General features: G+C 66.6%; 24 protein-coding genes and 1 tRNA gene. 12 read left to right on the top strand and 13 right to left on the bottom strand.

Annotated features, from left to right (window positions below):
• The first annotated feature begins 28 nt into the window (after positions 1–28).
• Positions 29–877 carry a YihY/virulence factor BrkB family protein gene (locus tag AUR65_RS18555; RefSeq protein WP_058568588.1) on the top strand — a complete coding sequence of 283 codons (849 nt, stop codon included), beginning with the start codon at positions 29–31 and terminating at the stop codon, positions 875–877.
• A 39-nt stretch (positions 878–916) separates the two neighbouring features.
• On the opposite strand, the gene AUR65_RS18550 is transcribed toward AUR65_RS18555, so the two are convergent.
• On the bottom strand, positions 917–1,120 hold the full coding sequence (locus AUR65_RS18550) for a DUF1328 domain-containing protein (RefSeq protein ID WP_058568741.1): 204 nt from the start codon (positions 1,118–1,120) through the stop codon (positions 917–919).
• A 213-nt stretch (positions 1,121–1,333) separates the two neighbouring features.
• Complete coding sequence (locus tag AUR65_RS18545; protein ID WP_058568587.1) at positions 1,334–1,534, bottom strand: hypothetical protein; 201 nt, start codon at positions 1,532–1,534, stop codon at positions 1,334–1,336.
• Positions 1,535–1,639: 105 nt separating this feature from the next.
• On the opposite strand from AUR65_RS18545, the gene AUR65_RS18540 reads away from it, so the two are divergent.
• Positions 1,640–2,308: a helix-turn-helix domain-containing protein gene (locus tag AUR65_RS18540; RefSeq protein WP_058568586.1), complete on the top strand. Its 669-nt coding sequence runs from the start codon at positions 1,640–1,642 to the stop codon at positions 2,306–2,308.
• 139 nt (positions 2,309–2,447) lie between these two features.
• Here the strand turns inward: AUR65_RS18540 and AUR65_RS18535 are convergent, their stop codons facing one another.
• Positions 2,448–3,356 (bottom strand): serine/threonine-protein kinase RIO2, encoded by a 909-nt coding sequence (locus tag AUR65_RS18535; protein ID WP_058568585.1) that lies wholly within the window; start codon positions 3,354–3,356, stop codon positions 2,448–2,450.
• A gap of 245 nt (positions 3,357–3,601) precedes the next feature.
• Between AUR65_RS18535 and AUR65_RS18530 the strand changes: the two genes are divergently transcribed.
• Complete coding sequence (locus AUR65_RS18530; protein ID WP_058568584.1) at positions 3,602–4,192, top strand: halocyanin domain-containing protein; 591 nt, start codon at positions 3,602–3,604, stop codon at positions 4,190–4,192.
• Positions 4,193–4,759 carry a hypothetical protein gene (locus AUR65_RS18525; RefSeq protein ID WP_058568583.1) on the top strand — a complete coding sequence of 189 codons (567 nt, stop codon included), beginning with the start codon at positions 4,193–4,195 and terminating at the stop codon, positions 4,757–4,759.
• A 72-nt stretch (positions 4,760–4,831) separates the two neighbouring features.
• On the opposite strand, the gene AUR65_RS18520 is transcribed toward AUR65_RS18525, so the two are convergent.
• Positions 4,832–5,887: a sensor histidine kinase gene (locus AUR65_RS18520; RefSeq protein ID WP_058568582.1), complete on the bottom strand. Its 1,056-nt coding sequence runs from the start codon at positions 5,885–5,887 to the stop codon at positions 4,832–4,834.
• Positions 5,888–5,935: 48 nt separating this feature from the next.
• Positions 5,936–6,586, bottom strand: coding sequence for a VOC family protein (locus AUR65_RS18515; RefSeq protein WP_058568581.1), 651 nt, complete (start codon positions 6,584–6,586; stop codon positions 5,936–5,938).
• 181 nt (positions 6,587–6,767) lie between these two features.
• Between AUR65_RS18515 and AUR65_RS18510 the strand changes: the two genes are divergently transcribed.
• Entirely contained in the window at positions 6,768–7,589 is an 822-nt protein-coding gene (locus tag AUR65_RS18510; protein WP_058568580.1) for a lipoate--protein ligase family protein, read from the top strand.
• 85 nt (positions 7,590–7,674) lie between these two features.
• On the opposite strand, the gene AUR65_RS18505 is transcribed toward AUR65_RS18510, so the two are convergent.
• Positions 7,675–8,199: a redoxin domain-containing protein gene (locus AUR65_RS18505; RefSeq protein WP_058568579.1), complete on the bottom strand. Its 525-nt coding sequence runs from the start codon at positions 8,197–8,199 to the stop codon at positions 7,675–7,677.
• Between the two features lie 95 nt (positions 8,200–8,294).
• Between AUR65_RS18505 and AUR65_RS18500 the strand changes: the two genes are divergently transcribed.
• Together AUR65_RS18500 and AUR65_RS18495 are read left to right on the top strand one after the other, a co-directional pair.
• Positions 8,295–9,176, top strand: a complete 882-nt coding sequence (locus AUR65_RS18500; RefSeq protein ID WP_058568740.1) for a deoxyribonuclease IV — start codon at positions 8,295–8,297, stop codon at positions 9,174–9,176.
• Between the two features lie 92 nt (positions 9,177–9,268).
• Positions 9,269–10,066 (top strand): class I SAM-dependent methyltransferase, encoded by a 798-nt coding sequence (locus tag AUR65_RS18495; RefSeq protein ID WP_332888746.1) that lies wholly within the window; start codon positions 9,269–9,271, stop codon positions 10,064–10,066.
• 49 nt (positions 10,067–10,115) lie between these two features.
• Here AUR65_RS18495 and AUR65_RS18490 read toward each other — a convergent pair whose 3' ends face one another.
• A complete protein-coding gene (locus tag AUR65_RS18490; RefSeq protein WP_058568578.1) occupies positions 10,116–10,754 on the bottom strand; it encodes an NAD(P)-dependent oxidoreductase in 639 nt (212 codons plus the stop codon).
• A gap of 142 nt (positions 10,755–10,896) precedes the next feature.
• Here AUR65_RS18490 and AUR65_RS18485 point away from each other — a divergent pair, with 142 nt between their 5' ends.
• On the top strand, positions 10,897–11,244 hold the full coding sequence (locus AUR65_RS18485) for a winged helix-turn-helix transcriptional regulator (protein ID WP_058568577.1): 348 nt from the start codon (positions 10,897–10,899) through the stop codon (positions 11,242–11,244).
• Positions 11,245–11,262: 18 nt separating this feature from the next.
• On the opposite strand, the gene AUR65_RS18480 is transcribed toward AUR65_RS18485, so the two are convergent.
• Entirely contained in the window at positions 11,263–11,478 is a 216-nt protein-coding gene (locus tag AUR65_RS18480) for a zinc ribbon domain-containing protein (protein ID WP_004973188.1), read from the bottom strand.
• A 74-nt stretch (positions 11,479–11,552) separates the two neighbouring features.
• Here AUR65_RS18480 and AUR65_RS18475 point away from each other — a divergent pair, with 74 nt between their 5' ends.
• Positions 11,553–11,795 carry a hypothetical protein gene (locus AUR65_RS18475; protein WP_058568576.1) on the top strand — a complete coding sequence of 81 codons (243 nt, stop codon included), beginning with the start codon at positions 11,553–11,555 and terminating at the stop codon, positions 11,793–11,795.
• 27 nt (positions 11,796–11,822) lie between these two features.
• Here the strand turns inward: AUR65_RS18475 and AUR65_RS18470 are convergent, their stop codons facing one another.
• Complete coding sequence (locus AUR65_RS18470; RefSeq protein WP_058568575.1) at positions 11,823–12,470, bottom strand: DUF7095 family protein; 648 nt, start codon at positions 12,468–12,470, stop codon at positions 11,823–11,825.
• Between the two features lie 135 nt (positions 12,471–12,605).
• Between AUR65_RS18470 and ncsA the strand changes: the two genes are divergently transcribed.
• On the top strand, positions 12,606–13,571 hold the full coding sequence (gene ncsA, locus AUR65_RS18465; RefSeq protein WP_058568574.1) for a tRNA 2-thiolation protein NcsA: 966 nt from the start codon (positions 12,606–12,608) through the stop codon (positions 13,569–13,571).
• Between the two features lie 180 nt (positions 13,572–13,751).
• On the opposite strand, the gene ftsZ is transcribed toward ncsA, so the two are convergent.
• The 3 genes from ftsZ to AUR65_RS18450 all read right to left on the bottom strand — a co-directional run bounded on the left by ftsZ (position 13,752) and on the right by AUR65_RS18450 (position 15,963).
• Positions 13,752–14,963: a cell division protein FtsZ gene (gene ftsZ / locus AUR65_RS18460; protein WP_058568573.1), complete on the bottom strand. Its 1,212-nt coding sequence runs from the start codon at positions 14,961–14,963 to the stop codon at positions 13,752–13,754.
• A 2-nt stretch (positions 14,964–14,965) separates the two neighbouring features.
• A complete protein-coding gene (locus AUR65_RS18455; protein ID WP_058568572.1) occupies positions 14,966–15,154 on the bottom strand; it encodes a ribbon-helix-helix domain-containing protein in 189 nt (62 codons plus the stop codon).
• Between the two features lie 212 nt (positions 15,155–15,366).
• On the bottom strand, positions 15,367–15,963 hold the full coding sequence (locus AUR65_RS18450; protein WP_058568571.1) for a double zinc ribbon domain-containing protein: 597 nt from the start codon (positions 15,961–15,963) through the stop codon (positions 15,367–15,369).
• 112 nt (positions 15,964–16,075) lie between these two features.
• Here AUR65_RS18450 and AUR65_RS18445 point away from each other — a divergent pair.
• Both AUR65_RS18445 and AUR65_RS18440 read left to right on the top strand, forming a co-directional pair.
• Positions 16,076–16,149 (top strand) — tRNA-Tyr (locus AUR65_RS18445).
• Positions 16,150–16,326: 177 nt separating this feature from the next.
• Positions 16,327–17,310 (top strand): aldo/keto reductase, encoded by a 984-nt coding sequence (locus tag AUR65_RS18440; protein ID WP_058568570.1) that lies wholly within the window; start codon positions 16,327–16,329, stop codon positions 17,308–17,310.
• A 35-nt stretch (positions 17,311–17,345) separates the two neighbouring features.
• Here the strand turns inward: AUR65_RS18440 and AUR65_RS18435 are convergent, their stop codons facing one another.
• A complete protein-coding gene (locus AUR65_RS18435) occupies positions 17,346–17,828 on the bottom strand; it encodes a peroxiredoxin family protein (protein ID WP_058568569.1) in 483 nt (160 codons plus the stop codon).
• Positions 17,829–17,835: the final 7 nt, after the last annotated feature.

Raw genomic sequence — 17,835 nt, 5'->3', positions numbered from 1 at the left:
TATTCCGTGGGCCTCTCGTTGGACGCCCATGGACCGCGACGGAGCCCGTCGTCTCGCCGCGCGGACGCTCGCCGTCATCCGCGAGAAGAACGTCACGGTGACGGCCGCGAGTCTCGCGTACTACGCGTTCAACTCGCTCGTCCCGCTGGCGCTGCTGCTTTTCGTCCTCGTCACGTCGTCCGGTCGGGTCGAGTCCGTGCTCCCCACGTTCGAACTGCTCGTCGGCATCGACCTCTCGCAGTTCGAATCGACGCTCAGACAGGTGAGCGGGCAGTCGGCCGGTCGATTACGCGCCGCGGCACTCGCCCTCGGCATCTTTCTCTGGAGCTCGTTCCGGCTGTTTCGCGGGATGGACAGCGTGTTCAGCGAGGTGTACGGCACGCGGAAAGCGGTCTCGACGCTCAGGCGATTTCTCAACAGCGCCCTCGTCATGGTGACGGTCGGGGCGGGTGTCGGCGTCATCGCCGTCGCCGGGCTCGTCGTCTCCTTTCGGGTGACGCACCTGCTGTGGTCGGTCGTCGCGCCGGTCGTCCTGTGGGCGTTGCTCACCGTGCTGTTCGTTCCGATGTACGCGCTGTTCCCGGGCGTCGATATCACCCCGCTCGAACCGGTTCCGGGGGCCGCGCTCGCGGCGCTCGGGTGGACGGCGTCGCTTCAGGTGCTCCGTCTCTACTTCGGCGTCTCGCAGAGCATCGAACTCTACGGTGCGGCGGGCGGAGTCTTGCTTATCCTGACGTGGCTGTACGTCGGTTCGCTGGCCCTGCTCGTCGGCGTCGTCGTCAACGCGGTGCTGGCGAACCGGGTCGATGCCGACGCCGACTGGTACCCCGGTGACGAGGCGACGGGTGACGAGACGACGTGTGACGGGCGAGGTTGACGGTGGCGCGTCGCCGCGAAAAAAGCGTTCAGTCGTCCCCTACAGGAGGAACGTGACGATGGCCAGCACGAGGAAGATGACGACGAGGATACGCGCGACTTTCATCGAGAGCCCCGCGATTCCGCGGAAGCCGGCGAGCCCGGCGACGAGGGCCAATACGAGGAACACGACCGCGTAATAGAGGAAGCCGCCACCGCCCTGTAGCGGCGTGAGCGCGGCGACCCCGAGCGCCGAGAGCGTCATCGTTCGGCGGTGGGCCACGTGCCCCCGCGTTTCACCTCCCGCGGGCGTCCGGCTTGGTTCGGCGGGGTTGGCGCGCGAGTGCGACCGGTCTCGTCGGCGCGAGTTGTGTCTCTCATCGCGGTCGTGGTTGCCGCCCGCACACAATGAGGCCGGTCCTTGTATTGGCAAGGTCCGACTCCTTGCGGACGTGAGTCGTTGATGCCGAACCTCGCCTTAGCGACGGCTCAACACCTCGGCGGCGAGTTGGGCCGCGACCCCGGCACCGCTCCACCGGAGCGAGACCGCGCCGGCGACCAGAAACAGCGCCCCTCGTTCGGTTCGACCCTCTCTCAGCGCCTTCCACCCCGCGGCGACCGAGGTTAGCGCGCTCAGCGCTTTCGTCCACTTCGAGTTCAGTAGTCGGCGTCCGATCACGTTCCGAACAAGCGCCCGACGGGAGGTAAGCGGGGTGCCTGCGTGCGCCTGCACCGCGCACCGAACCGCCCGCAGACACATGTGCCACGCCTGCCTATCGAACCCATGGTAACTATCGTGCGGGGCTCGGTTCCGTCCGAAGAGTTCGCCCTCAGTCACACGCTCGCCGCCCTCCCGGATGTCGAAGTGGAGTGCGAACGCGTCATCGAGAGCGGCGAACAGACCGTGATGCCCCTGCTGTGGATTCGCCACGCCGACCGGTCGGCCATCGACGACGCCCTTCGGGAAGACCCGTCGGTCGACGAGGTTTCCTGTCTCTCGGTGTTCGACGACGAGTTTCTCTACCGGATGGCGTGGGTCGACCACGTCCGTCTGCTCTTGCAGATGCTAACGAACTCCCACGCGACGATTCTGGACGCGTACGGCCACGGTGACAAGTGGCAGTTCCGCGCGCTCTATCCGACTCGCGGCGACTTCTCGCGGACGCACGACTTCGCGGAGAATCACGGTCTGAGCCTCGAAATCGAGTCGATTCGCGAGATGGACGCCGAACCGGCCGGGCGGTACGGTCTCACGGAAGCTCAGTTTCGGGCGCTCGTGACGGCGGCGCGGAATGGCTACTTCGAAGTTCCCCGTCGCACCTCGCTCTCCGAACTGGCCGACGAGATGAACGTCTCGCACCAGTCGCTCTCCGAGCGACTCCGGCGAGCCACCGACGCCCTCGTCGAAGACTCCCTGCTCGTCGGCTCGGTCCCCGACGACTACGGGAACTGAGACGCCGAACCCGATTTCATATCGCAGTATATCATTTATTGGCGCCGAATCCTCCGAGTCGTCCACGAGCGAGACCGATAGCTGACGCTCGTCACGGGCGCGGAGTCGCTGAAAAGCGGTGTCGCCGAGCGAGCGGCCGTCAGGCGTAGGTCGCGACGCTCTCGAACTCGTTTTCGGCGATGGCGGCCGACAGCGCGTCGATGTCCACGTCGTCGGGCATCTCGCCGGGGTACTTGCGGCGGAAGTAGCCGACGATGTTCTTCGCGTCGCGCGCGAGGAGTTCGCGGGCGTTGTCGTGGTCGGTCGGGACGGCCTGCGGCCAGTCGAAGACCGTGACGCCGCGCTCGCCGACTGCGACGTTGTACTCGGACATGTCGGCGTGGACGTAGCCGGCCTCGTAGGCGTTGGCCATCTCCGAGAGAATCAGGTCGAGGACGCCCGTGACCTGCTCGGATTCGAGCTTCGCCTTGGCGAGTTCGACGCCGTCGAGTTTCGCCATGATGATGGCGTGGCGGTTGTGGTCGACCGGGCGCGGCACCGACACCTGCGGAAAGAGGGTTTCGAGCGCCTCGTACTCGCGTTCGGCCGCCTTGCGGGCGGTGTAGAGCCACGAGACGTGGTGGTTCTCGGAGGTGTAGTCGCGCTCGCGGCGCACCTCGCGGAAGTTGGTGTACCCCTCGCGGTGGAACTTGAGCGCGAGCGGCTTGAACGACTGCACCTCGAACACGTCGCTTTCCTTGCCGACGCCGAGGGGCGCGCCGAACCCTTGGATGGTGTCTCGCTGGGCGAACGTCCGGAGGGCGAGCGCGTCGTACCCCTCGACCGTGAGCTTGTACCCCTCGTACTGGATGGTCTTGCGCTCGATGAGCTCGCGGGTCATACAGCGGTCGATGCGGTAGTCGACCTCCTCGGCGGTCAGCCCCGAGTTCTTCGGGAGCTTCTCTCGGTTGACCCACTCGCTGAAGCGCATGCCCTGCTCGACGCCCGAGAGGAGGTAGAAGTCCTCGGGCTCGAGTTCGGCCATGACGCCGGCGACGTTCCGTACCATGCACGTCCGTCCGTCGGCGAGGCGTAAAAGGCCCGCGAGTCGGCGAACGTCGCCGCAATAAATCACATGCGACGATACGAAATGGGGTGTTGAGCGACTGGGCCGCTCGCACCACTCGGTCGCCCGGCGAGACTCGCCGCCACGCGGCGTCGTCCTCCGGCGTTCTTTGGACCGATTTCCGCCGAATTTGTGCCTCAGTTCGGCCAATCCTTTTCGTTCGAGCGAGCGCCGATTCGGGCGAATACATGACTCAGCGCACTCACGACACGCGTCGGGACACCCGCGACAGCACGCGGCGGACGTACCTCAAGGCGAGCGGGGCGCTCCTCGCGGGCGGGTTCCTCGCCGGCTGTACCGGCGGTACTGATGGCGGCGGTTCGACCGCCGAGACGACCGACGCCGGGAGCGACTCGACGGCCGACTCGACCGCGACCGCCGGGGCGACGACCACGGACGCCGAACAATCGACGGGCGACCTGCCGTCGCTCTCCGACGAGGCGGTCGAGTATCTCAGCAATGCGCAGAGCTACGACGGTGACGGCGTTGCGGACTACACGGGCCAGTCAGAACTCTCGGTCGAAAACGGGGCCGGAACCCGTGGGATGGCGTTCGACCCGGCCGCAATCGCGGTTGACGCGGGGACGACGGTGACGTGGGAGTGGACCGGTCGGGGCGGCGAACACGACGTGGTCGCGGTCGACGGCACGTTCGAGAGTGAACTGGTCGACAGCGCCACGAAGACGTTCTCGTACACGTTCGAGACGGCCGGCGAGTTCCTCTACAACTGTAGCGAACACGAAGACAAGGGCATGAAAGGCGTCGTCGTCGTGGTCTGAATGACCGCCGTGGAACGGCGGACACAGCGGCTCCTCGGCTACGTTGCCGTCGCCGGCGCGGTCGGCTGGGGCGGCACCTACCTCGTCGACGAACTGAGCACGCTGTCGATAGCGCAGGACATCTACCTCGTCGTCGTCGGGTGGGCGGTCCTCCTCGCCGCGGGGGCGCTCCCGCGGTTGACGACGCCGGTGATGCGCCGGACGAGGGCGTGGCGAGTGTGGCTCGTCGTGTCCGCGGTCGCGCTCGCCGTCAACGCCGTCGCCAACACTCCGTCGCTCGTCCCCGACCCGGCGCTGTTCACGCTCGCGCAGGACTACGCGTACTACCACCCCTGGTTCGCGGTGTACGCGGTCGGCTACATCGCGACAGCACGGTACGAACCCAAAAGCAAACTGGTCGGCTCGGCCGAACGGACCGTCTATCTCGCGTCGGGGGCGCTCAGCCTCGCGGTCCTCGTCGGCCTGTTCGCGCTCTCGCCGCCCGACGAGTACGTTCTCTTGGCGGGCGGACTCCTCAACGTCGTCCCGCCGCTGGCCGCGATTGCCGTGCGGCGGCGAGAGCGGTAACCTCGGTACTGGCGGTATTCGCGCCGGTGCGACCGGTGTGATGGCCCGGGATGCTCAGCGCACTCGGCGACCTCACGCCGCGTCGAGGTGGAACTCGACGACCGCTCCCTCGCCGTCGTCGGTCTTCGGGAGGCGGAGTTCGCCGCCGTAGGCCTCCACAATCCACTTCGAGAGCCAGAGGCCCAGCCCGTTGCCGTGGGCGAGGTCGCTCTCTTCGACGTTCTGCTCGATGAGTTCGCGCTGGTGGTCGGGGATGCCCGGCCCGTCGTCCGCGATTCGCACGACGACCGTCCCACCGACGCGCTCGTGGGTAATCTCGACCGTCGGGGCGGGGCCGGCGTGTTCGAGCGCGTTCTCGACGACCTCACGGAACGCGATTTTCAGTTTCGTCCCGCCGACGACCGTCGCTGGACCGTCGCCGCTGACGGTGATGGTCGCCTCCGGGTTGGCCGCCGAGCGGTCGTCGACGAGCGGTTCGAGGAGCGCGCGGAGGTCGACCGTCTCGCCCTCGGGTTCGCTGTCGACGAGTTGGGTGACGGTCTTGACCTGGTCGCTCATCGTGCCGAGGTCGTCGCCGGTCGCTTTCAGGCGCTCGCCGATGTGGACGGTCTCGTCGTCGCCGCCGTCGGTGGCGAGTTGGTCGCCCCAGCCGAGGAGCAACTGCGCGGTGTGTCGGAGGTTGTGGCGGACGAGTCGGTTGATGACCGCCGACCGCTTGTACTGCTCCGATAGCTCGCGGGTCCGAATCCGGCGGACGTCGTTGAGGCCGATGAGGACGTGCGCGACGGCGCTCACGCCGACGACCACGGCCGCGCTGAAAAGCGGCTCGCTGATTGTCCCGCCCGCGGCCTGCTGGTAGCTCCCGATGAGCGCGAGGACGAATACGGTGACGACGACGCCGAGGAGGTTCCAGCCGGCGACGCGGGCGATGTGGATGGTCTTGAGGTCGCTTCGGTAGACGACGGGGCCGACGGCGACGAAGAGCACCGAGATGAGGAGGCCGAAGGCCGCGGCGACGAGGCCGGCGAGGTCGGATGCGACCGAGGCGACGCTGTTCGAGACGATGACGAACAGGGCCACTCCGGTGAGACTGAGGGACCCCGCACTAACGAGACGAGAGACGTTCACAGTTCGTTGACTCTCGTAGAAGTAATAACGCTTCTTTGAAACGAGTTGTCACTCGGCGTTGACGCGGTAGGGCAGCCCCTCGGGGTCGAAGACGCCGTCGGCGTCGCACTGCGCCGACACCGGGCCGACGGTCGCCTCGCTGTCGGTCGGATACCACGGGCGGCCGACCGGCGAGACGACGAAGCGGGCGTCTCGGTCGCCGACGAACACGAGGTCGCCGCCCTCGAACGACTCCAGCGGCTCGATGCCGAGCGCCTCGGTCAGCGACGCCACGAACGACTCCACGTCGGGGACGGCCATCCCGACCTCGGTCGCGCCGCGGAGGTCCGTCGCCGGGTCGAACTCGCCGGTCGCGTCGCCGTCGTAGCAGACGTACTCGATGACGTTGCCCTCGGGGTCCTCGAAGTAGACGGAGTCGCAGCCGAGGAAGTCGAACCGGACGCTCGGCCCCTCGTCGGTGTCGAGTACGTCCACGCCCGCGCGGTCGTCCAGCCACGCGACCACGGAGTCGACCGCGGCGGCGACGGTAAAGGCGAGGTGGCCGGGGTCGGTGTCGCCGAGTTCGAACCACAGGGTCGTCTCCCCGGCGGTCGCCGAGCGTTGTGACCCGGGGACGGCCGCGAAGCCGAGCGTCTCGACGTAGAACTCACACAGCGAGATGGGGTCGGTCGCGGCGAGGGCGACGCGGTTGAACTTCATGGGTTCACGTCACCGCGACGCGGTTTAACGGAATCGCTCGCGTCGGCGTCTCGGTCGGCGGTCGGTCGGTGGTCGGTCGGCGGTCGGTCGGCGGTCTGGTGCCCGTCGCGGCGAGACCGGGCGGCCCGCGTCGGCGGCCGAGCGTCGAAATCGCTTTCTCCCGGATGGACGAAGCCGACGTATGAACGATTCGCAGGGGTCGATTGCCGACCGCGAGTGGCGGGTAATCCGCGAGGAGGTCCGACCGGGACCGATGCAGATGGCGCTCGACGAGGTCGCGGGCGAGACGGCCGCCGCGGGCGGCCCCCGGACCGTTCGGGTCTACTCGTGGGAGCCGAGTTGCCTCTCGCTGGGCTACGGACAGGACCCCGAGACGGTCGATTGGGACTACTGCGACCGCGAGGGTATCGACGTGACTCGCCGACAGACCGGCGGCGGCGGCATCTACCACGACCGCCACGGCGACGTGGCCTACTCCATCGCCGCACCGAAATCGGAGCTCCCGGGCGACCTCATGGACTGCTACCACCTGCTGTGCGAGCCGATTTTGGACGCGATTCGCGCGGTCGGCGTGGACGTGGACTTCGTCGACGACGACGTGCCCGTCATCTGGCACCCCGCCTGCTACCTGCGGGCGCTCCACCCCGCTCACGACATGGTCGCCGCGGGCCGGAAAGTCGCGGGCAACGCCCAGTACCGCCGCCGCGACGGCGTCGTCCAGCACGGCTCGCTCACCTACTCGGTGGACGCCGAGACGCACCTCGGCGTCTTCGACGGTCACGACGTGACGCCCGAGGCGTTCCGCGAGCGCGTCGTCGGCATCGACGAACTCGCAGACGCCTCCCGCGAGGAGTTCGTCGCGGCGCTGACCGAGTCGCTCTCTGGGTTCGTCGACGCCGAGGTGGGGTCGTGGACCGACGACGAACTCGACCGGGCGCGCGCGAAGGTCGACGAGAAGTACCGCGCTGACGACTGGGTGCGCCGCCGTCCGGGGTCGCGGTGAGCGGTCGAGAACTGGGCGACTGAGAACAGAGCGGCCGAACACGGGCGGTCGAGACCGTGCGCCGAGTCGCGCGGTCGTCCACGACTCAGAAGCCGAACGTCTCCGGTTCGTCGAGGTCGAGGGCTTCCGTGACGCCCTCGTAGACCTCCGTCAGGGGCGGCACGTCGCGGGTGGGGTCGAGCCAGTGGTCGCCCAGCCAGCGGTAGCGGACGGTCAGGTTCTCGTCGATGAGGAAACACGAGCGTCGCGAGCGCTTCGAGACGCCGAAGGTCCGGTAGACGACGTCGAACGCCGCGGCGAGTTCGAGGTCGGTATCGGCGTACAGCGGGAACAGCAGGTCGTACCGGTCGATAAAGCGGCGGTGCATCCCGACGCCCGACTTGCTCGACCCGACGACGCGGACCGCGTTCCCGCTCGTGAACCAGTCGAAGTCGCGGAGCGCGCACCACTCTTCGGTGCAGTCGGGGCTGAAGTCGGCGGTGTAGAAACAGAGGAGGACGGGCTTGTCGGCGACGAGGTCCGAGAGGCTGCGTTCGCTCACGTCCCCGTCGGGCGCGACGAGCGTCTGCGTCACCTCGGGTGCCGTCGTCCCGACGGAAAGTCCGGTCATGTGACGTGATTCGCCGCGTGAACGATAGCCGTTCTGTCTTCGTCCGGCCCGGCGACTCCGAAGTCCCTTTGTTCGGCTACGCCGTCGGACTCTGCATGCAAGTCGGCGCACACGTCTCGATGTCGAGTTCGAAGGTCTCCTCCGACGAGGAGACGCCACCGCACGGTAACGTCGCCAACGCCGTCTTCCGGCAGGTCGCCTTCGGCGGCAACTGCGGGCAGATTTTCACCACCTCGCCGCAGGTGTGGCGCGACCCCGACATCTCCGACGAGGAGGCCGAACTGTTCCGCGAGCAGACCGCCGACAAACTGGCGGGCCCGTGGGTCATCCACTCGTCGTACCTCGTCAACCTCTGTACGCCCAAAGACGGCCTCCGGCAGAAGTCGCTGGACTCGATGCAGACGGAGGTCGACATGGCCGACAAACTCGGCATCGAGTACGTGAACGTCCACCTCGGGGCCCACACCGGCGCGGGCGAACAGCAGGGCCTCGACAACGCCGTCTCCGTCCTCGACGACCTCGATATCCCCGAGGGCGTCACCGTCCTCATCGAGTCCGACGCGGGCTCGGGCACGAAGATGGGCGACGACTTCGCCCACCTCGGCTACGTCCTCGAAGAGTCCGAACAGGACCTCGACGTCTGTCTCGACACCGCCCACGCGTTCGCCGCGGGCTACGACCTCTCGACGGCCGCGGGCGTCGACGAGACGTTCGAGGAACTCGACGCCGAGGTCGGCCTGGAGCACCTCAAGTGCGTCCACCTCAACGACTCGAAACACGAGTGCGGGACGAACAAGGACGAACACGCCCTCATCGGCGAGGGCCTCATCGGCGAGGAGGGCATGCGCGCGTTCATCAACCACGACGCCATCGTCGACAACGACGTGCCGCTCGTCTTGGAGACGCCCACCGAGGACGGCAAGGGCTTCGCGTGGAACATCGACCGCGTCCGCGAACTCCGCGCCGACGCGGAGTAAGACGCCGAACGGGACGGGACCCAGCGGCCGTCGCTGAGCCCCCGTATCGACTGTTTCGACTGTTTTTTGGGTCGCCGCGTCCGACACCGCGTGTGCGACGTTTCTCGGAATCGTATCTCCGGCGGACGCGAGAAGGCATGTGGGACGACTCTCGCGCGGCCCTCGCCGACCTCGACCTCGACGGTCGGGCCCGCATCCTCGACGTGGGCTGTGGGACCGGCGAGTTCACGCGCGTCCTCGCGGAGACCTCGGACGCCCGCGTCGTCGGCGTCGACGCCGACACCGACCTGCTTTCGGTCGCGGCCGACCGCGCCGGCATCGAGACGGTCGCCGGCGACGCGACTCGGCTCCCCTTCGCCGCCGACAGTTTCGATTTGGTCGTCTGTCAGGCGCTTCTCGTGAACCTCCCCGACCCGACGGCCGCGCTCTCCGAGTTCGCCCGCGTCTCGTCGGACCTCGTGGCGACGGTCGAACCCGACAACGCCGCCGTCGGCGTGGACTCGACCGTCGAGGCCGAGGCCGCGCTCGACCGCCGCGTCAGAGACGCCTTCCGCGACGGCGTGGCGACCGACGTGGCGCTCGGCGACCGCGTCCGCGGGCTGTTCGACGACGCCGGCCTATCGGTCGTGGGGACCCGCCGGTACCACCATCGAAAACTGACCGAACCGCCGTACGACGAACACGACGTTCGGAGCGCGGCCAAGAAGGCGACCGGCGAGGGGCTCGACCGCCACGAGGCCGACCTCCGCCGGGGACTCGACGACGACTCCTACGAGTCCGTCCGACGGGAGTGGCGGAAGATGGGCCGCGAGGTCGTCCAGCAGATTCGAGACGAGGAGTACCGCCGGGCCGAGGTCGTCCCGTTCGACGTGACGACGGGCCGGGTGTAGTCTGGGGGTCGGCGGGCCGACTCGACGGTCGAAAAACGAGTCCGTCTGTTCAGTAGCCGACCGCGAGCTGTTCGTGGACGGCGTCGCCGCGCTCCAGTTCGTCAGCGAACGCGATTGCGAAGTCCTCCATGGAGATGCGGCTCTCGCCGTCCTCGTCGGCGACGAGTTCGCCGAGCGCGGTTCGGAACTCGCCGGTCCGCTCGCCGGGTTCGATGAGCGCCGCCGGGGCGACGTAGGTCCAGCGCAGGTCGTCGGCGTCTTCGAGCAGGCCGTACGCCTCGATGGCGGCGCTGGCGACGGGCTTCCACTCGTCGGGGAACTCCGGCGAGTCGATGAGTCGCGTGTCGGGGCCGACGTTCAGGATGCCCGCGCCGCCGGTCCAGACGAGGCGGTCGACCGAGGCGCGGCGCATCCCGTCGACCACGGCGTCGAGCATCTCGACGAGGACCTCGGGCGACTCGTCGTCGCTCGGGCCGAGCGCGGAGGCGACCGCGTCGTGTCCCGCGGCGAGTTGCGCGAGTTGGTCGGCGTCGGTCGCGTCGCCGGCGACCGCCGAGAAGTCGGGGTCGTCGATGCTGTCGACCGCGCCGCTTCGGGAGACGCCGGTCACCGCGTGCCCGCGGTTCAGGAGTTCGTTGGCGATTCGCGTGCCGATTCGGCCGCTCGCTCCGAGGAGGAGTACGTTCATGATGAGATGGTGTGGGTGGTGGTGTTCGTGAGTCGTGTTCGTCGTCCGATTCGCCGCGACGATGCGGTTACATCGTCATACTTGGTCAAGGAGAGTGAGTTTAATATACCTAAGCGAACCTCGGTGTGAGTAGGTCACGTCGATGTCACCGCACCAGAACCTCGAAACGAAGTACGAACAGTGTCCGGTCATCAAGACGCTCGAAGAGATCGGCTCGCGGTGGCGGATGACGGTCATCCACGTGCTGCGCGAGGGTGACCTCCGATTCAACGAGCTCAAGCGCGCGAGCGGCGCGAACTCCCAGACGCTCTCGCGCGTGCTGGACGACCTCCAGGAGTTGGGATACGTCGAGCGAGAGGTCGAAGACGGCAGTCCAATCGCGGTGTACTACTCGCTCACGCGGAAGGGCGAGGAACTGCTCCCGGCGTTCGACGACATCTACGAGTGGGGCGAAAAATGGATGTCCGAGGACGCCGGCGCGGAGTCGTAGGCGGTCCTGGCCGGTAGTCTATCCGAGGAACAGGTCGACGAAGTTCCCGCTCGACTGACCGCGGTAGAGTTCGGAGTAGCCGCAGTTCGCACACGAGACGACGGTGAACTGACGGTTCTGGATGTCGAACATCTTCGAGAGGCCGGTGCCGGAGGTGGCGATGGAGTCGATTTCGGTCTCGGAGTGGCCGCACTTCGGACAGCCGTCGCGGTCGGCACTTGGTGGAGGGCTCATGTTCGATAGTTGACTTACGTCGATAAAAGTGCATCCCCCAAACGGTTTCCTCCGTCCCGCCCGCCAGTAAGCGTATGCCCGCAGGTGGTCTCGTGTTCTTCCTCTTCGCCCTCCTCAGCATCGGCGCCGCAATCGCCCTCTACGCCGCGATTCAAGGCGAGACGAGCGACCCGCCGACGATGAGTCGCGAGGAGGCGGAGCGTCGCGCCCGCGACGAGGGGATGCGCTACAACGAGCAACGCGGCCGGGGGACCGACCGTACCGACGACCGTATCGACGCCCGCGACCGCAACCGTACCGACGACCGCGACTGGTAGCCGGTCGCCTCCGATTCGGCTCCGCCCTCAGACCACGTCGCCGCGGACCGACGTACCGGTCTGTTCGGCCCGGTAGGCTCGCATCGCCTCGACGGCCGTCTCGGCCTCGTCGCCCTCCAGTCCGAGCATCTCCAGCGCGCCCGAGAGCGTCGGGAAGGCGAACTCGCTGTTCCGGAGTTTCGACATCGCGTCCGGCGAGCGCTGACCGTCGGCGTAGAGGCAGACGCCGCGGGGGTCGAGAATCTGCTCGTAGGCCTCGCGGGCGACCGCGCCCTTCAGGCGCTGGGTGACGTTGTCCTCGAAGGAGGCGTTGCACACTTCGAGGTGGACCGGTTCGTCGTCGTCGGGGAGCAGGTGGGCGGCGAGACACTTCTCGGGGGCCGCGTAGCCGTTCGCGTTGGCCCGCAGCAGGTCGGGGTGTTCGCGCGCCCACTCGGCGCGGACGCTCTTGCCGACGCCCTTCACGCCGTGGGACCGCTCGAACGTCTCGGCCGCGTCGGGGTCGCCGCGGAGGAGGATGTCTTTCGTCACGTACACGTCGAGTCGGTCGAGGGGGTCGAGGCCGAGCGCCACGTCGCCGTAGACCCACACCTCGCGGACCGGGACGGGGAGCGTCTCGGACTCGACGGCGTCGACGACGGCGTCGACTCGGTCGAGGGCGGCGTCTCTGTCCATCGACTGTCCGTGGGGTTCGGAGGGTCAAACCGGTTGCGACCGAGCGTGACCGAGTGCGGCCGGCCCGTCGGTCGCGCGAGCGCCGCCCACCCCGAGGCGAAACCCGTATCCCTCCCGCCGGGCAAGCGACCGGCAATGGAGTGCGACAAGTGCGGCCGTGACGCGGTGATGCACGCGGCCTACTCCGGGGCCCATCTCTGCGAAGACCACTTCTGCGCCTCGGTCGAGAAACGCGTGCGCCGCCGCATCCGCGAGGACAACATGCTCCCCCGCGACGCCAGCCCCGAGAACCCACAGACGTGGGTCATCGGGCTGTCCGGCGGCAAAGACAGCGTCGTCCTCACACACATCCTCGACGACACGTTCGGGCGCGACCCGCGCATCGAACTCGTCGCCCTCACCATCCACGAGGGCATCGAGGGCTACCGCGACAAGTCCGTCGACGCCTGCGTCGAACTCGCCGACGACCTCGACATCCACCACGAACTGGTCACCTACGAGGACGAGTTCGGCGTCCAGATGGACGACGTGGTCGAGAAAGACCCCGAGAACATGGCCGCCTGCGCCTACTGCGGCGTGTTCCGCCGCGACCTGCTCGAACGCTTCGCCGACGAGCTCGGGGCGGACAAACTGCTCACGGGCCACAACCTCGACGACGAGGCGCAGACGGCGCTCATGAACTTCTTCGAGGGCGACCTCAAGCAGGTCGCAAAGCACTTCGACGCCAGCATCGGCGACTTCGAAAAGCGCCGCGACGCCGGCGAGTTCATCCCGCGAGCCAAGCCGCTGCGCGACGTGCCCGAAAAGGAAGTCGCGCTCTACGCCCACCTGAAGGACCTCCCGGCGCACATCACCGAGTGCCCCCACTCCTCGGAGGCCTACCGCGGCGAGATTCAGCAGTTGCTGTTGAAACTCGAAGAGAACCATCCCGGCACCCGCCACTCCATCATGGCGGGCTACGAGGAGTTGGCCGAACTCACCGCCCGCGAGTACCGCGGCGAGGGTCGCGTCGACCTCAACGACTGCGAGCGCTGCGGGTCGAAGACCGCCGGCGACGTCTGTCGGAAGTGCCGGCTCATCGAGTCGATAGAAGCGGTCTGAGCGGTACGGAACTCCGTTTTTCGTCGTGTCTTACGGGTCGGACAGTAGCTACTGACGGCCGAGCGGCAGCGCTGGGCGAATCAGAACTTGGCCTGCGGTCGGAGAAACCCACGTCAGCGAAAAAGAACCCACGAGCGTACCCGACGGGCGCGGCGGCGTCCGCGCGGGTCAGACAGGGCGTTACCGGATGACGTCGAGACCGTTGTTCTTCTCGACTTCGTCGCGGCCGCCGTCGGACCACGTGCCGCTCTGCGCCGTCTGGGCTCGTTCCGAGCTATCGAACTCCGAGCTTGAACCCGACTGCTGTTGTTGCTGCGTCTCGCGCGACTGGATGCTCTGACGCGACTTGTCGGCCTGCTTCTGCGTCGTCGGGCCGAGGACCTGCGCGGACTGGACGCCCGTCATGATGGCCATGACGCGGACTTTCCCCTTGTACTCGTCCTGAATGCGAGCGCCCCAAATGACGTTCGCGGCGGCTTCCAGTCGTTCGGTGATGTTGCTCGCGATTCCCTCGGCCTCCTTCAGCGTGAGGTCGGGGCCGCCCGTGATGTGGACGAGACCGCCGGACGCACCGCGGTAGTCCACGTCGAGAAGCGGGTGGTTCATCGCGTCGTTGACCACTTCTTGGGTCTTGTTCTTGTCTTGCGTCTCGCCGACGAGCATCACCGCGACGCCGCCTTGGTTCATGATTGTCGACATGTCGGCGTAGTCGAGGTTGATGAGCGACGGTTGGGTAATCGTCTCCGAGATGCCCTTGACGGTCTCGGCAATAATCTGGTCCATGACCGAGAACGCCTTGCCGATGGGCAGGTTCGGGACGTAATCGAGGAGGCGGTTGTTGTCCAGCACGATGATGGAGTCGGCCTCGTTGCGGAGGTTTTCGAGTCCCTCCTCGGCCTTGACCGTGCGGGCGCGCTCGACGTTGAACGGGGTCGAGACCATGCCCACGACGATTGCGCCCTGCTCCTTTGCGATCTTCGCGACGACGGGGGCCGCACCGGTACCGGTGCCGCCGCCCATCCCCGCGGTGACGAACACGAGGTCGGCATCGCCGAGCACGTCTTTGATCGTGCCCTGTGCCATCTCGGTCGCGCGCTCACCCATCGACGGGTCACCACCGGCGCCGAGACCCTGCGTCAGGGACTTCCCGACGAGGATTTTCGTGTCCGCTTCGATCATCTTCAGGTGCTGCTTGTCGGTGTTGATGGCGACCGTGTCGGCCCCTTCGACACCGATGTTGTACAGGCGGTTGATGGTGTTGTTGCCAGCACCACCGGCACCGACGATGACGATTCGCGGGTCGCCGAACTGGTCGTCGCTGTCGTCGAGCGACGACTGCGTCTGACGCTCGGCCTCGTCCCGTTCCATCGCCTCGCGAACGATATCCTGCATAGTTACACCTTCGCCCAGCCGCGCTTGCTGGTAGATTCGCGCTGTCGCTTGTCAGTCGTCGTCTGTTCGTTGAGCATATCGCGAACGGCAGAACGGATGGCTTCGGATCGGTTCGGGAACTCTCCCGTCTCGACCATCCGCTCGACCTCCTCGATTTGCTGCTTCGGAATTCGTAGTGTCACACGCTCCATATTTACATTCCCCCGGTAAGACGGCGCGCCGCACACGTGTGCGAGTGTCTTACACCCGGAAACCGACGGACGACGCCGGGTTGCGGGCCGCCGTCGGGTGGCTGTAAGACAACCGTCTTACGCGATAATCACCACAGAGGGACAGAATATAAATGTAACGGCGATTGTAAGACAGGTGCTGAATATCCCGTATAGGGGGCTTTAATCGCCGGTTATGCTTGTTCCAGAACGTCGGCCGCGGGCGTCCGACGCCCGCAGTCGGGGCAGAACGCCCAATCGGAGCGGAGTTCGTCGCCGCATTCGCAGAACACACGGTGGGACGTTTTCTCGCCACAATTCGGGCAGTACACGTGGTCTGCGCCCACGGACTCGCCGCATTGGCCACAGCTCATCTCGGACTCGTCGGCCGCCGTCGCCTCCGGATTCTCTCGTGTCTTACGAATCGCATTCGCGTTTGTTTCCCGGTCTACACCCGCGTTTACGCTGGATTCGTCGCTCGAACCATCGACGTTGATGTTGACGTTCAGCTCGGAGGGCGTCGGACGCTCGGACTCGCGGGCCGCCGCCGCTTCCTCGACGAGCGTCGGGAGTCGTTCGTCGAGTCGCTCGTCGACGAGTTCCTCGACCCGCGCCGAGAGCGCGCCGTCGAGGCCGTCGGTGTCGGACGCTTCGTCGCCCGCGGTGTCGTCACGTTCCAGTTCGTCGAGGTACTGGCGGAGCGCCTCGCGCATCACCTCGCTCTTCGAGGTGTCGAGGCGGTCCAAGCGCTCGACGAGGGCGTCGTCGGCGCGGAACGTGATTTTACTCATTACTCCGGGATTATCTCGGCGGCATATCAATGTTCGCACGTGTCTGACACACAGCACACGCGGCGGCGAGAATGATAATGGTTAAACGCATCGACCGGATAGCAATCGGTGACCGCTCTTAGCTCAGCCTGGCAGAGCAGCCGACTGTAGATCGGCTTGTCCCCCGTTCAAATCGGGGAGAGCGGATTTTGCTTGCAAAATCCGGTCGAGCCGGTTTGAGCAGCGAGCAACGCGCAGCGTTGCGAGTGAGTTCAGATCGGGGAGAGCGGTCAGATTTTCTCCTCGTCCGAACCCTCACGAACAATTGGCGAATATCTCGCCGGGACCCCGTCATTTACCCCCGTCTGTTCGAAATCGGACGCTATGGATTCTCGACCGCTCGGTACGACTGGATTCGACGTTTCAGAAGTCGCGCTGGGAACGTGGCAACTCGGCGGTAGCTGGGGCCCGGTGACCGACGAGGAAGCGTACGACGCCATCGAGACGGCGCTCGACGCGGGCATCGACTTCCTCGACACCGCCGACGTGTACGGCGACGGCGATAGTGAACGACGAATCGGCGACGTGCTCGCCGACCGCGACGACGACGTCACCGTCGCCACCAAGGCGGGGCGACGACTCGACCCGCACGAGGCGGACGGCTACAACCGCGAGAACCTCGAACGGTTCGTGGACCGAAGCCGGGACAACCTCGGCGTGGACTCGCTGGACCTCGTTCAACTTCACTGCCCGCCGCGGGACGTGTACTACCAGCCCGAGGTGTTCGACGCCCTTTCGGACCTCCGCGACGCCGGGAAGATAGACCACTACGGCGTGAGCGTCGAGAAGGTCGAAGACGCCCTCAAAGCCATCGAGTACGACGGCGTGGAGACGGTACAGATAATCTTCAACCCGCTTCGACAGCGACCCGCGGAGCTGTTCTTCCGGGAGGCGAAGCGCCGGAACGTCGGCGTCATCGTCCGTGTCCCGCTCGCGTCGGGCCTACTCACGGGCGCGCTCTCCGAAGACGCCGAGTTCGGCGAGGACGACCACCGGAACTACAACCGAAACGGCGAGGCGTTCGACGTGGGCGAGACGTTCGCCGGAATCCCGTTCGAAGACGGCCTCGCCGCCGCGGACTCGATACAGGAGGTCGTTCCCGAGGGAGTCTCGCTCGCGCAGTTCACGCTCCGCTGGATTCTCTCGTTCGACGCCGTGAGCACCATCATCCCGGGGTCGAAGACGCCGGCGCACATCCACGACAACGTCGCCGCGGCGTCGCTCCCGCCGCTGTCGGCAGCCCAGTTCGAACGCGTCGAAGAAGCGTACGACGCGTACGCGCGCGAGCACGTTCACCATCGCTGGTGAGCGGACCCAGTAGCGATACCGGGCTGTGACCCCGATTAGCTCTCGAAGACGTCCTCGTAGTCGTTGCGGATGAAGTACCGAACCCAATTTCCGTAGGTCCGGTCGGCCGGGTGGTCAGCGACTTGTTCGTACTGGACGATACCGTCTTCGTCGATGACGTAGGTGCCGGCGATACCAGTCACGCCGTGGCTGGTCTTTTCAGTCCCGCTGTACTGTTCAGCGACCTCGCCCTCCGGGTCGGCGGCTAATTGGAAGTCGAAGTCGAACCGGTCGCGCATCTCGACCACGTCGCCGAGGTCGCTCGTGACAATCGGGACCACGTCCACGCCGTCGTTGAACCAGAGGTCGTAGGCGACCTGGTCGAACGTCTGCAGTTGTTCGGCGCAGAACGAACACCACGTCCCGCGGTTGATGAGGACGACGGTCGGCCCGGTCTCCAGCGTCTCGGAGAGAGTGACGTCGTCGCCGGCGGTGCGTTCGAGCGTGAAGTCGGGTGCTTCGGTTCCCTGTAGGCTCATGCCTCGA

The organism is Haloferax marisrubri (assembly GCF_001469875.2).
Taxonomy (GTDB): domain Archaea; phylum Halobacteriota; class Halobacteria; order Halobacteriales; family Haloferacaceae; genus Haloferax; species Haloferax marisrubri.
This window is presented reverse-complemented; position numbering and strand designations above follow the sequence as displayed.